This is a genomic window from Cupriavidus taiwanensis (assembly GCF_900250075.1).
Lineage (GTDB): Bacteria > Pseudomonadota > Gammaproteobacteria > Burkholderiales > Burkholderiaceae > Cupriavidus > Cupriavidus taiwanensis_C.
Genome location: NZ_LT977071.1, coordinates 1343915 through 1356967, shown reverse-complemented (window position 1 = coordinate 1356967; position 13053 = coordinate 1343915). Strand labels below are relative to the sequence as shown.

Here is a 13053-nt window from a genome sequence, read left to right as displayed (position 1 = left end):
ACAGGTTCGATTCTTGCTCGGGCAGTCTCGGCGCCGGGCGAAAGTCACCAGCATGTCGGGGAGACGGCGCAGCGCCAGGCCATGGCGTTGGCCAGACTTTCGCCCCGTGCAGCCCGATCCCCACATAACGAGGAGTGAGCCTTGAATCGTCGTGACCTGCTGAAACTGGCGGCGTTGTCCGCCGTTCCCACCTCCCTGATCCATGGCCGCAGCGCCCTTGCCGCCGGCGAAGCACTGGAATTCGGCTGCCCGGTGCCGATGTCGGGCGCCTTCGCCGCCAACGGCAAATTCGCCGACCTGGGCATGCGGCTCGCCATCGACCAGTACGGCCAGGTGCTGGGCCGGCCGCTGCGCTACAGCGTGCTCGATACCGAAGGCAAGCCCGCCACCGCGGTGCGCAAGGTGCAGGAGCTGGCGCAGCAGAAGGCGGCGCGCTATTTCGCGGGCGGCATCCTGTCGTCCGAATCGCTGGCCATGGGCAAGGAGGCGGAGAAATTCGGCGGCGTGTTCGTGACCACCGCGGGGGCCGACGAGATCACCGGCAAGGACTGCAACCGCGCCACTTTCCGCTGGTCGGTGCCGACCTTCGGCGCGATCGAGCGCACCGTGCGGCCGCTGATCGAATCGATGCCCAAGGCGAAGCGCTGGTACACCATCACGCCGCAATACGTGTTTGGCGACGGGTTGCTGTCGGCGGCGAAGGCGATCTTCAAGGAGAAGGGCATCGAGCACGTGGGCAACAGCTACCACGCCCTGACCGAGAAAGAGTTCAGCGGCTACCTGACCAATGCGCTGGCCGCCAAGCCGGACGTGCTGCTGATCCTGAACTTCGGCTCGCAATCCGCCGACACGCTGCGCCAGGCAGTCAGCTTCGGCATGAAGAAGAACACCACCATCCTGCTGGCGTGGGCCTCGGGGCTGGAGCAATTCGAGTCGCTCGGTGCTGACCTGTGCGAGGGCGTTTACTTCGGCGCGCAGTACTGGCACGGCGTCGATACGCCGCTGAACCGCGACCTGGTCAAGCGCACCCAGGCCAAGTTCAAGTCCAATCCCAACTACAGCCTGGCGGGCTCGTACATCTGCACCAAGATCATGGTGGACGGCATGATCAAGGCCGGCAGCGCCGATCCGAAGGCGGTGGTCGCCGCGCTCGAGGGCATGAAGTACGAGGGCCTGACCGGGCCGGAGGAAATCCGCGCCGCCGACCACCAGGTGCTGAAGAACTACTACCTGCTCAAGGGCAAGGCCAAGTCGCGCATGAAGGATAAAGACGACTACGCCGAGATCGTCAGCGTCGGCAAGGCCTTCCTGCCGGTCGAGCAGACCCAGTGCAAGATGGCCTGATGCCCTGACACCGCGGGGCGGCCGCCCCGCCGAATCACACACTGAAGCACACCGAAGCACCGTGCCGCGCAGTCCCGCGCGGCATGGAGGCTTCCTACATCCGTACGACTCATGAACGTCTATCTGTTGCAGGTGATCAACGGCGTTGGGATAGGCATGCTCTACTTCCTGCTGGCGGTAGGGCTGTCGATCGTGTTCGGCCTGTTGCGCTTCGTCAATTTTGCGCATGGCGCCTTCTATGCGCTGGGCGCCTACCTCTGCTTCCAGGCGCTGCAGATCGGGATGAACTTCTGGGTGGCGCTGGTATTCGCCCCGATCATCATCGGCGCGCTGGCCTGGCTGACCGAGAAGGTCATGCTGCGCCACGTCTATGCGCAGCCGCACGAGTTCCACATCCTGGTCACGGTGGGCCTGGCGCTGGCCATCCAGGAACTCATCATCGTCGGCTGGGGGCCGCTCGGCGTCGACGTGCCGCCGCCGGATGCGCTGCAGGGCGTGGTGATGTGGGGCGACTTCGTCTATCCCAAGTACCGCCTGTTCGTGATCGGCTTCACCGGCCTGCTGGCCATCGGCCTGTGGTGGCTGCTGGAAGGCACGCGCCTGGGCAGCGCGGTGCGCGCGGGCAGCGAATCGACCGAAATGGTGTCGCTGCTCGGCATCAACGTGTTCCGGCTGTTCAGCCTGATGTTCGCGCTGGGTGCCGCCACCGCGGCGATCGCCGGCGTGCTGGCCGCGCCGATCCGCGGCGCCGAGCCGTTCATGGGCGTCGAGGCGCTGGGCGTGGCCTTTATCGTGGTCGTGGTCGGCGGCATGGGCAGCTTCACCGGCGCGCTGGTGGGCGGCTTGCTGGTGGGGGTGGTGCAGAGCCTGATGAGCACGCTGTGGCCCGAGGGCGCGCGGCTGATGATCTATGTCGCCATGGCCGCGGTGCTGCTGCTGCGTCCGCATGGCTTGCTGGGGAGGGGATGATTGCGATGCAAAGACAATGGCTCCTGCGCTACCGCTTCTGGTGGCTGGCACTTGGCGTCACGCTGCTGCTGCCGCTGACGATGCGCTCCGGCACGCTCGCCACCGAAGTGCTGATCTACGCGATGGCGGCGATGGCGTGCAACCTGCTGCTCGGCTACACCGGCCTGCTGTCGTTCGGCCAGGGCATCTTCTTCGGGCTGGGCAGCTATGCGGTGGGGCTGGCATTGACGCGCGCCAGCCTGCCGGTGCCGCTGGCGCTGCTGCTGGCGATCGCGATCGGCGCGGCCGCGGCGGCGCTGGTCGGCTGGTTCGCCATCCGCCAGCGCGGTACCTACTTCGTGATGCTGACGCTCGCGTTCGCGCAGATGTTCTACTTCCTCGCCTATACGGCGCCCGGCATCACCGGCGGCGACAACGGCCTGCTGGACATCCCGCGTCCGCCCTTGTCCGTCGCCGGTAATGCGCTGGTGTCGCTGGCATCGCCGTGGCAGTTCTATGGTTTCGTCGCGGTGCTGTTCCTGGCGGTCTTCCTTGCGGTGCTACGCGTGACCGAGTCGGTGCTGGGACGCACGCTGCTGGCGATCCGCGACAACGAAGAGCGCGCCCTGGCGGTCGGCTACAACGTCAAGGCATTCAAGCTGCTGGCCTTCATGGTGTCCGGCGCGGTCACCGGGCTGGCCGGCGCGCTGCATGCGATGCTGACCGGCATCGCGCCGCTGACCAATATCGACTACCACGCCAGCGAGATGATCCTGGTGATGACCGTGATCGGCGGCACCGGCAATATCTTTGCCTCGGTGCTGGGCGCCGCCTTCTACGTGCTGCTGGCGGACTGGCTGTCGACGCTGTGGCCGCGCTGGCTGATGCTGCTCGGTTTCCTGCTGATCGCCGTCAGCCTGTTCATGCAGCGCGGGCTGTGGGGGCTGGGCGCCGCGGCATGGGATCGCCTGCGCGGCGCACGCCGCGCGCCCGTCACGCAGGAGGAACGCGCATGAACACCAACACCACTCCCATCCTCGAAGCCACCGGCATCGTCAAGCAGTACGGCAAGTTCATGGCGCTCGGCGGGGTCGACCTGCGCGTGATGCCGGGCACGATCCATTCGGTGATCGGCCCCAACGGCGCCGGCAAGACCACGCTGTTCCACATGCTGACCGGCACCAAGGAAGTCAGCGCCGGCCGCATCGTCTTCGACGGCAAGGACGTCACCGCCGAGGCCGACTACCAGCGCGTGCAGCGCGGCATCGCGCGTTCGTTCCAGGTCACCAGCCTGTTCCCGAGCCTGCCGGTGCGCGAGAACCTGCGCCTGGCCGCGCTGGGCACGTCGCCGCGCAAGGCCATGAGCGGATGGCGCCTGCCGGTGGGCGAACTCGCCTGCGGCGAGGTGGTCGACCAGGTGCTGGAACGGCTGGAGTTGGCGCGGGTCGCCGACAGCGCGGCGGGCGCGCTGTCGCACGGCCAGCAACGCCGCCTGGAAGTCGGCATGGCGCTGGCGGCGCGGCCGCGCGCGATCTTCCTGGACGAGCCCACCTCGGGCATGGGCGTCGACGACCTCGGCGCGATGAAGCGCCTGATCCGCGGGCTGGCGCAGGACCACACCGTCGTGCTGATCGAACACAACATGGACATCGTCATGGATATCTCGGACACCGTCACGGTGATGCAGCAAGGCAAGGTCCTGATGGAAGGGCCGCCCGCGGCCGTGCGGGGCGACCCGCGCGTGCGCGCCGCCTATCTGGGCAACATGATTACCGGAGGCAAGGGATGATGCTCGATGTACAGGAGATCCATGGCTACTACGGCAAGAGCCATGTGCTGCAGGGCGTGTCGCTGGCGGTCGGCGAAGGCGAGCTGGTCACGCTGCTGGGGCGCAACGGCGCCGGCAAGTCGACCACGCTCAAGGCCATCGCCGGCGTAGTCCAGCCGCGCGGCGGGCGCGTCATCTTCCGCGGCAAGGACGTCGCCGGCATGCCGCCGCACCGTATTGCCGCCGAAGGCCTGTGCCTGGTGCCCGAGCACCGCGGCATCTTCAAGCTGCTGACGGTGGAAGAGAACCTCAAGCTGGCCGCGCGCCGCGACTCGCCGTGGCAGCTGCAGGACATCTACCGCATCTTCCCGCGCCTGCGCGAGCGGCGCGGCAACGGCGGCGCGCAGCTGTCCGGCGGCGAACAGCAGATGCTCGCGATCGGGCGCGCCATGATGAACCATCCGCGCCTGCTGATGCTCGACGAGCCGGTCGAAGGGCTGGCCCCGGTGATCGTGGAAGAGATCGTGGCGCAGCTCAAGGTCATCAAGGCCGCCGGCGTGCCGATCCTGCTGGTGGAGCAGAACCTGGAGGTCTGCACGCAGCTGGCTGACCGCCACGTGATCATCGAGCAGGGCAGGGTGGTCTACACCGGCAGCAACGACGCGTTCCGCGCCGACGAGGCGGTCAAGGACCGCTATCTCGGCGTCGGCCTGGCGGCTTGAACCCGATTTTGGAGGCCGCAATGCCGGCCGACCGATACGAGGAATGACATGACGACATTGCAAGCAGCGCGCGCGGCCGCGGCGAGCGCCGGCGCGCGCGCCGACCTGCGCATCGACGGCCAGCGCCTGTGGGACACCCTGATGCGCCTGGCCACCATCGGCGCCACGCCCAGGGGCGGCGTGTGCCGGCTGGCGCTGACCGACCTGGACCGCCAGGGCCGCGACTTCTTCGTCGCCGAGGCCCAGGCGGCCGGATGCACGATCCGCGTCGATGCCATCGGCAATATCTTCGCGCGGCGCGCCGGGCGCGACGACACCCTGCCGCCGGTGATGACCGGCAGCCATATCGACACCCAGCCGACCGGCGGCAAGTTCGACGGCAACTACGGCGTGTTCGCCGGCATCGAAGTGCTGCGCACGCTGGCCGACGCCGGCATCGTCACCGACGCCCCGCTGGAGGTCGCGGTCTGGACCAACGAGGAAGGCTCGCGCTTCGTGCCGGTGATGATGGGCTCGGGCGCGTTCATCGGCGAGTTTGCGCTGGCGGACGTGCTGCAGCAGCGCGACCGCGACGGCATCAGCGTCGGCCACGCGCTGCAGGCCATCGGCTATGCCGGGCCGGAACCGGTTGGTGCGCGAGCGGTCGGCGCCTACTTTGAAGCGCATATCGAACAAGGCCCGGTGCTGGAGGCCAACGACACCACCATCGGCGTGGTCACGGGCGCGCTCGGCCAGCGCTGGTACGACGTGGTGCTGACCGGGATGGAAGCGCATGCCGGCCCCACGCCGATGGCGCTGCGCAAGGACGCGCTGCTGGCGGCGTCGGAGCTGGTCGGCATCATCAACCGCATCGCGCTCGATCATCCCCCGCATGGCCGCGGTACGGTGGGTTGCCTCGGCGTGCATCCCGATTCGCGCAACGTCATCCCCGGCAAGGTCACGATGACAGTGGACCTGCGCGCCGGCGACGACACGTTGCTGTCGGCGATGGACGCGGCGTTGCGTACGCAGGTTGCCGCACTGGCGGCGCGCAGCGGCATCGCCATCGATCTGCGGCAGGTGGTGTACTTTCCGCCGCAGCCGTTCGATGCGCGGCTGGTCGAGGCGGTGCGCAACGGCGCGCAACGGCTTGGCCATTCCGCCATGGACGTGATCAGCGGCGCCGGCCATGACGCGGTCTACCTGGCCCGCGTCGCCCCGGCGGCGATGATCTTCGTGCCGTGCAAGGACGGCATCAGCCACAACGAAATCGAAGATGCCCGGCCCGAGCACCTCGAGGCCGGCTGCAACGTGCTGCTGCACGCCATGCTCGATGCCGCCACGCGACCCTGAACCCGGAACGGACTGCCCGATGAAAATCCTGATTGCCCGACTCAATCACGAGACCAATACCTTTTCGCCGGTGCCGACGCCGCTGGCTGCGTTCGCGCCGGCCTATGGCGACGCCGCCTATCGTGTCGCCAAAGGCACCCGCACCGCGGCCGCCGCCTTCATCGACCTGGCCGAAGCCGCCGGCGCCGAGATCGTGGTACCCGTGATCGCCGGCGCCAACCCGAGCGGCCGCGTCGCCGCCGCGGCCTATACCCACCTGTGCGACACCATCATCGCCGCCGCCGAGGGCTGCGATGCGGTGATGCTGGACCTGCACGGCGCGATGGTGGCCGAGAACAGCGACGACGGCGAAGGCGACCTGCTGCGCCGCCTGCGTGCCGTGCTGCCGCATGCGCCGGTCGCGGTCGCGCTGGACCTGCACGGCAACATCACGCAGGCGCTGGTCGACCATGCCGACATCGCGGTCAGCTTCAAGACCTATCCGCACGTGGACATGTATGAAGCCGGCGCCCATGCCGGCCGCCTCTTGCTCGACATGATTGCCGGGCGCGTGCGCCCGGTGATGGCGTGGCGGCGCCCGCCGCTGATCACCCACACCCTGCGCAGCCGCACCGACGAAGGCGCCATGCAGCGCGCCGTCGCGCTGGCGCGCGAGGCCGAGCGGGACGGCATGCTGGCGGTGTCGGTGCTGGCCGGCTTCGGCCTGGCCGACATCGCCGCGCCTTGCCTGAGCGTGATTGTCGTCGGCGACGGCGACCCGGCCAGGGCCGACGAGGTTGCGAGCCGGATCGCGGCGCAGGCCTGGGCCGAGCGCGACGCCTTCGCCTACCAGGCCGAGCCGCTCGCCAGCTCCATCGCGCGCGCCGCGCAGCTTGCCGACAGCGCGGACCGTGCCGATGCAAGGCCGGTGCTGCTGCTCGACCATGGCGACAACTGCATGTCCGGCGGCACCTGCGACAACATGGCGGTACTGCACGAAGCACTGGCGCAGGGCCTGACCGGCATCGCGGTCGGACCCGTGTGCGACCCGGAAGCGGTGGCCGCGCTGGTCGACGCCGGCGTCGGGGCCAGCATCACGCTGCCGGTCGGCGACAAGGTGGCGTTGCCCCAACTGGAGGTCTATCCCGAGAGCCGGCCGCTGACCGGCACGGTCAGCGCGATCACCGACGGCGAGTACACCATCACCGGGCCGACCTACACCGGGCAACGCGTCCGCATGGGACGCACCGCCTTGCTCGACATCGGCGCGGCGCAGGTGATCGTGACCGAGACCCCGCAAGAGCACTGGGACCTGGGGATCTTCACCCATATCGGCATCGATCCGCACCGGGCCAGGTTCCTGCTGCTGAAGTCGCGCATGTACTGCAGGCCGATGTTCGTGCCGATTGCCAAGGCGGTGGTCGAGTGCGACGGGGAGGGGGTTACCAGTTCGCGCTATGAGCGGTTTCCGTTCAGGCGGGTTGAGAGGCCGGTTTATCCGCTGGATGACAGCGTTGCCTGGGCGGGATAGGAGTGCTTGCCGCGAGCTTCCGTCCGGAATTCAATAAGGCGGCCATCCGATGGCAATGCGCTGCACGATGAATGGCATGGCTGCCGCCCCAGCCGCCGTGATAACCCCTGCACAAGCGACCAGCCTGCCATGACCCCGGCCCAACGCGAGCACCCCCACGATGGACGGCGCCAATGGCAGCAGGTAGCGTCCCACCGAGTGCAATTCGGGATTCAGCAGAAGCGTTCCGCCTACCAGCGTGATGCCAATGCCAATCAGCATGGCCGCCGCACGGCAAGACTGCCGGATGGCCTTGCAAAGTGCGGCGATGCACGAGAGGAAGACCAGCAGCCCCGGGAGGACGAGGGCCAGGTATTCACCCTCGAACAATGTCCCGAGATCGAGCATGCCCAGCCACTGGGCTGGTGGGGTAACCTGCCACGCCTTGCGCACCGTAAAGGCAGCAAGGGGAAAACCGGTTTGCATCCATTTGACAGCCATGTCGCCCACCACTCCCAGCATCGCGATTCCAGCCACGGCAAGGGATTGGAGGATCCGCTTGCGCGGGCTCGAGGTCCTGTCGGACCAGATGCCGTGGACCAGCCAGAGCACGGACAGCAATCCGATAAAACGCGTTGCGGTCAGCAGTGCCACGGCCCAGGCGCCTAGCCAGTAACGCCGATAGAGCAGCGACAACACGACCGCGCACTCGAGCAGCAGGAACAGCGACTCGGAGAAGCCTCCTACCAGAAAGAATGCGAACGGATTGAACACCAGCCACGCGGGTGCAATGAGCGCCGGACCAGCGTCGAGGCCCGCGGTGCGGCCGATGGCGAACAGTAGCGCGAGTGCAAGGAGAAGACACACGGCATTGAATGCCAGCATCATCGACGTTACCGGTTTGCCGAGCACGGCAGCCAATGCCTTCACGGCCATGGGGTACAGGAACGGCCAGGCGACGCTTTGCTGCCTGCCGCTGTCACCGTCGTAGTGGTAGCCATGGGTTGCAATGCGGCGGTACCAGTCGGCATCCCAGCGGGAGGTGAGAACATGCTCTGCCGAGGTGCCGAAATCGTGCTTCTCGACCTCAAAGAAGCCGGTCGATGCCGAAACGAGGCGTGCCAGCGGTATCGGCCCGGCGTTGTCGCGGACTTCGAAGACCTGAAAGGAAAGCTGGCGCGGATCGCGGGCCCCCGAGCCGTCAGCGGGAACCATTGACCAGTCAGAGCGAATCGACAGGCCGGAACTCTCGCACGCTGACACCAGCGGAATCCACTGGCGAAACAGGCCGGCGGGCCGCTCTATGACAAGTTCCAGAGCGTTGCCGCAGCGCAGGGTCCAGCGCTGATCATGCGGCGCATGACCCGTCAGTTGCAAGGCGCCGGAACCAGCCAGGAGCTCGGGCTTGAGATGAGCCGCCGGGCTTGCCCAGGCGAATGCGGTGGCTACATAGTGGCCGGTCAGCTGTTCTACGTTGGCAAGCGTCCCGACAACGAGACCGCGTCCGAGGAACCAGAAGACGACGAGCGTAACGAGGGCGACTGCCGTGGCGATATGCAGCTTGGCGGTTTTGCTTGGCACGGTATCCGCATGCCTGGCTGCGAGCTTGCCACTTGGCATGCGAAGAGGGGAGCGCAGCGGTCGAAATACCGCGGCCAGGATCTGGTACATCACCACCAACTAAATTCCACTTGCGATCCTGACCGCTGGCTGCTGCTGAGCCTCCCGGTCAATCCCAATTGTGCTGCCCATGCCCGAAACGAGCCTCGCCAGCGTTCTGGCGTCATCAGCCATGCCGGCCGGGATATGCTCTTCGACAAAGTACAGTGGCCGATTCTTGCTCTCATTGAACATCCTGCCGAGATACTCGCCCAGCACGCCAATCCCGATCAGCTGTACCCCTGACAGGAAGAGGTTCGTGACCATGAGCGACGGATAGCCCCGCACCGGATCGCCGTAGACCATGGCCTTGTAGAACACCAACGCCGCGCCGATGAACGATAATCCGGCAATCCCAAGTCCCACATAGGTGGCGATCTTCAGCGGCGCAATCGAAAACGACGTGATCCCTTCCAGGGCAAAAGCCCAAAGCCTCACGTAATTGAACTTCGACGTGCCCGCAGACCGCGGAGCGCGCTCATAGCGCAGCGCCACCTGCGAATATCCGATCCATGAGAACAACCCTTTCATGTAGCGATGTTGCTCGCGAAGCGACCGCAGCGCCGTCACTGCGCGCCGGCTCAAGAGCCGGAAGTCCCCGGTGTCCTCCGGAATGTGAACGCGGCTAAGGGATTGAATGACCCGATAGAACAGGTATGCCGTTGCCTTCTTCAATCCGGTTTCGCCCCGTCGGCTGACGCGTTGACCGTACACGACATCGTTCCCGGCTTCCCATAGCCGGAGGAATTCCGGAATCAGTTCCGGCGGATCCTGCAGGTCGGCGTCGATGACAATGACGGCATCGGCGTCCGCATAGTCCAGCCCCGCGGACAGAGCAATCTCCTTGCCGAAATTGCGGCTCAGGTTGACGATGGCAATGCGGGGATCCTGCTGCCGCAGCGCCCGCAGTATGCCGAGCGTGTGATCGTTGCTTCCGTCGTTCACGTAAATGACGGTCGCGCGCAAACGCCCGATCCCATCGAGCGTTGCTGACAACCGCGCGTGAAACTCCCGAACGACGGCTTCTTCGTTGTAGACAGGGACCACCACGGCCAGGGACCCGCTTTCAGAGTCAGTCATGCCATCTCGCTATCGTTTCTGTCAGGACGTCGGGCGTAGCGCATGCATTCCGGGTGGAAAGCGTACCGGCCGCGCCACACGTCTCCTGCATCGAGGGAGCTAGGTTAATGGCGCGTGGAGCTGAGTTTCGTGACGGGCATCACAATCGGTTAACAATTCGAGATGGCGATGCCAATCCAGTTTATTTTTTAGGCAGAGCGAGAGAATCTTGCGGCGTCTGTCCCGTTAGGTGCTTGGTCGGAATGGAGGGAGCTTCATTGCCGAAACAAGACGTTTAGTGATCAGTTCTTTCCGAATAGAGTCATGCCGTTGATTTGATTGAGTGCATGAGTATGGGTTGTCTGACTTTCCATGGAGAAGAAATGATATATAGGGTAAGAGCAACGATTTCGATCGTTCTGTGTGCAGCCGGTCTCTCCATCAGCGTGGCCCCAGCCATCGCACAATGGAGCGCAGAGGGTGTTATCGCCACGAGCAATCTCTACAACACGGCATTGACTTCCCCAAAGGCGAGTTGCGCGAACTTCGCGACTGCGAAAGTTATTTCGTGTGTTTACCTTGACTGGAGCGGAGTGTCCACTCGCCAGAACGTCTACGAGAGAACTTCGACTGATGGAGGGGTCACCTGGTCAACGCCACTGATGATAACGAATGATGTTGGCGATGAGTACGACCCATACCTGGAGTACGACTCGTTGCGCGATCGTATGAACCTCGTTTATGCAAAATGGCGTGACCCCTCCGGAACGCAAAAGAACAACATCATGCTTCGGACCAAAGCGGCCGCAAATGGATCTTGGTCAGGACCTACTATGGTCACGGGAGACGGTGTGAATGACTACTGGATTCCTAGCCTGCTTACCTTGCAAAACGGCACTATGCTGGCGTTTTTCACGATGAACGGACCGGAGGGTGTGGGGGGCGTTGGTAGCGGTCGTATTAAGCTGGCAAGATCATTCGATGGTGGCGGAACTTGGAGTTCGCCGATGCACATCACCAACACATGCGACGCTGAGTATCCCCGAGCGGTTCAGAATAGTTACGGCGCTATCATGCTGGTCTTTTCCCGTTACGATTCTGCGCCAAATAGAAATTCGACGTGCACCGACGGAGTTCGGCCAAACGGATATCCCTATACCGATCTGCATCAAATTTGGTCAAGCGATGACGGTATAACGTGGACGGGTGAATCGACTCTGTTTCACACGCCGAACGGCTCTGCATTGCATCCATACATTGCTGCTGAAACCGGATATAGACAAGCACCGTGCGCCGGATGTGGCTGGGCAATTCTATTTGCTATGCCAGACAATTCTGGAAAATTCGGTGTTTATAAGATCTCGTCCTCAAATCAAGGAATATCGTGGTCACCTCCGACATTGATGTCGACGTCCATGTGGGGTGGGCCTTACAACATCGACCCTGCGTTCACAATCGGTTGCCGCGGCTATTTCCAGTACTACACCGACGGCTACCCAGGGCAGAGGACAATCGTGCGGCGCTATGACTGGGCATCCACCTGCTCAGTAAACTAGGCTGACACTCCTTGGCCGAAGCTGTCGAAATAGCCAAATCTGTTGCCCTGGAGAGCCGTCAGTTTGCGTTAATGAGGTGGGGGTGCGCGAGTTGCCCGGGCTTTGGCTCAAGTGGCTCACCGCGGTCATCGGCAGCTCCGGGGCATTTCCGACGGTCGCGCCTTGGGCTGCCTTGGGCCGATGCATGCACTAGGCAGGCGTTCTCACCCCCGCAGCGCCACCCCCCGCAACCACTCCGCAAAGCCCCGAATCAACCCCTGCTTGGGATTATCCCCACGCCATACGATGTAGCAGTTATGACTGGCCGGAAAACTATCTCCCAACGGCCGCACCAGCCGCCCCGCGGCGATAGCCTCGCGTGCCAGCAAGCCTCGCGTAAGCGCCAGCCCCATGCCGCTGGCCGCGGCTTCGATCAGCAGTGCGCGACAGTCGAAGACGACGCCGTCCTCGGGCTCGTCCAATACCACGCCCGCCGCGGCGCCCCACTGCGACCAGCGGAAGCGCGCGTGCCGCAGCCGCGGCAGGTGCGCGGCATCGGCCGCGGTCATGCCGGCATGCCGCTGGGCGAAGCCGGGGCTGCAGACCACGATGATGTCGTCGTCGAGCAGCTTCAGGCACTGGTAGCCGGTGAAGGGCGCGGGGCCGTAGCGCAGGCTGACGTCCAGGTCGGCACGGGCAAAGTCGGGGTCCTCGGTGCTGGCGGCGATGGACAGGTCCAGGCCGGGCAGCGCCTCGCGCAGTTGCGGCAGCTTGGGCACCAGCCATGCGCTGGCCAGTTCGGGGCTGACATTGACATGCAGCGACTGCCGTTCGCGCGCGCGCCGCGCGGCCGCGCCGGCCAGCGACAGTTCCACCGCGCGCAGGGCGCGCTCGAGGTCGTCGGCCAGTTCGCGGCCGGTGGCGGTCAGCTCCAGCTGCCGGCCGGCGCGCAGGAACAAGGTGCAGCCAAGCTGTGACTCCAGTGCACGGATATGCCGGCTGACGGCGCCGTGCGTCACGCACAGCGCATCGGCGGCGCGCGTCATGCTGCCAGTGCGCGCGGTGGCGGCAAAGGCCTGGAGGACTTGCATCGAAGGGAGCCGGCGAATCATGGCTGTGATCTTGCCTCACAGGTGATGGCAAAACAAGTCGATTGTCCTGCCACGCCGCGCGCCCGATACTGGGCCGCACCGAACC

General features: G+C 65.2%; 11 protein-coding genes. 8 read left to right on the top strand and 3 right to left on the bottom strand.

The genetic code is table 11. The features are described 5' to 3' along the window. The first annotated feature begins 141 nt into the window (after positions 1-141). The 7 genes from CBM2588_RS22470 to CBM2588_RS22440 all read left to right on the top strand — a co-directional run bounded on the left by CBM2588_RS22470 (position 142) and on the right by CBM2588_RS22440 (position 7624). Positions 142-1344, top strand: a complete 1203-nt coding sequence (locus CBM2588_RS22470; protein WP_115682557.1) for an ABC transporter substrate-binding protein — start codon at positions 142-144, stop codon at positions 1342-1344. A gap of 111 nt (positions 1345-1455) precedes the next feature. Next, a complete protein-coding gene (locus CBM2588_RS22465) occupies positions 1456-2313 on the top strand; it encodes a branched-chain amino acid ABC transporter permease (protein WP_112776597.1) in 858 nt (285 codons plus the stop codon). Then, complete coding sequence (locus CBM2588_RS22460; RefSeq protein WP_115682556.1) at positions 2310-3308, top strand: branched-chain amino acid ABC transporter permease; 999 nt, start codon at positions 2310-2312, stop codon at positions 3306-3308. The genes CBM2588_RS22465 and CBM2588_RS22460 overlap by 4 nt, the downstream gene beginning before the upstream one ends. Then, positions 3305-4081 carry an ABC transporter ATP-binding protein gene (locus CBM2588_RS22455; protein ID WP_115682555.1) on the top strand — a complete coding sequence of 259 codons (777 nt, stop codon included), beginning with the start codon at positions 3305-3307 and terminating at the stop codon, positions 4079-4081. The genes CBM2588_RS22460 and CBM2588_RS22455 overlap by 4 nt, the downstream gene beginning before the upstream one ends. After that, positions 4078-4782, top strand: a complete 705-nt coding sequence (locus CBM2588_RS22450; protein WP_062803034.1) for an ABC transporter ATP-binding protein — start codon at positions 4078-4080, stop codon at positions 4780-4782. Before CBM2588_RS22455 ends, CBM2588_RS22450 begins: the two co-directional genes overlap by 4 nt. 48 nt (positions 4783-4830) lie before the next feature. After that, the gene (locus CBM2588_RS22445) at positions 4831-6114 is read left to right on the top strand and encodes a Zn-dependent hydrolase (RefSeq protein WP_115682554.1); all 1284 of its coding nucleotides are present in this window, start codon (positions 4831-4833) and stop codon (positions 6112-6114) included. 19 nt (positions 6115-6133) lie between these two features. Beyond that, a complete protein-coding gene (locus CBM2588_RS22440; RefSeq protein WP_115682553.1) occupies positions 6134-7624 on the top strand; it encodes a M81 family metallopeptidase in 1491 nt (496 codons plus the stop codon). A 30-nt stretch (positions 7625-7654) separates the two neighbouring features. Here the strand turns inward: CBM2588_RS22440 and CBM2588_RS22435 are convergent, their stop codons facing one another. Together CBM2588_RS22435 and CBM2588_RS22430 are read right to left on the bottom strand one after the other, a co-directional pair. Then, positions 7655-9274: a mannosyltransferase family protein gene (locus tag CBM2588_RS22435; protein ID WP_147298425.1), complete on the bottom strand. Its 1620-nt coding sequence runs from the start codon at positions 9272-9274 to the stop codon at positions 7655-7657. Between the two features lie 9 nt (positions 9275-9283). Continuing rightward, on the bottom strand, positions 9284-10342 hold the full coding sequence (locus CBM2588_RS22430) for a glycosyltransferase family 2 protein (protein WP_115682551.1): 1059 nt from the start codon (positions 10340-10342) through the stop codon (positions 9284-9286). Between the two features lie 572 nt (positions 10343-10914). Here CBM2588_RS22430 and CBM2588_RS22425 point away from each other — a divergent pair. Then, a complete protein-coding gene (locus CBM2588_RS22425; protein WP_172583651.1) occupies positions 10915-11877 on the top strand; it encodes a sialidase family protein in 963 nt (320 codons plus the stop codon). A 203-nt stretch (positions 11878-12080) separates the two neighbouring features. On the opposite strand, the gene CBM2588_RS22420 is transcribed toward CBM2588_RS22425, so the two are convergent. Beyond that, a complete protein-coding gene (locus CBM2588_RS22420; RefSeq protein WP_231942242.1) occupies positions 12081-12947 on the bottom strand; it encodes a LysR substrate-binding domain-containing protein in 867 nt (288 codons plus the stop codon). Positions 12948-13053: the final 106 nt, after the last annotated feature.

Coding starts and splice junctions, on each gene's coding strand:
- CBM2588_RS22465 (WP_112776597.1), top strand. CDS start 1,456: ATGAACGTCTATCTGTTGCAGGTGATCAACGGCGTTGGGATAGGCATG.
- CBM2588_RS22420 (WP_231942242.1), bottom strand. CDS start 12,947: ATGCAAGTCCTCCAGGCCTTTGCCGCCACCGCGCGCACTGGCAGCATG.
- CBM2588_RS22435 (WP_147298425.1), bottom strand. CDS start 9,274: ATGTACCAGATCCTGGCCGCGGTATTTCGACCGCTGCGCTCCCCTCTT.
- CBM2588_RS22445 (WP_115682554.1), top strand. CDS start 4,831: ATGACGACATTGCAAGCAGCGCGCGCGGCCGCGGCGAGCGCCGGCGCG.
- CBM2588_RS22455 (WP_115682555.1), top strand. CDS start 3,305: ATGAACACCAACACCACTCCCATCCTCGAAGCCACCGGCATCGTCAAG.
- CBM2588_RS22430 (WP_115682551.1), bottom strand. CDS start 10,342: ATGACTGACTCTGAAAGCGGGTCCCTGGCCGTGGTGGTCCCTGTCTAC.
- CBM2588_RS22450 (WP_062803034.1), top strand. CDS start 4,078: ATGATGCTCGATGTACAGGAGATCCATGGCTACTACGGCAAGAGCCAT.
- CBM2588_RS22440 (WP_115682553.1), top strand. CDS start 6,134: ATGAAAATCCTGATTGCCCGACTCAATCACGAGACCAATACCTTTTCG.
- CBM2588_RS22460 (WP_115682556.1), top strand. CDS start 2,310: ATGATTGCGATGCAAAGACAATGGCTCCTGCGCTACCGCTTCTGGTGG.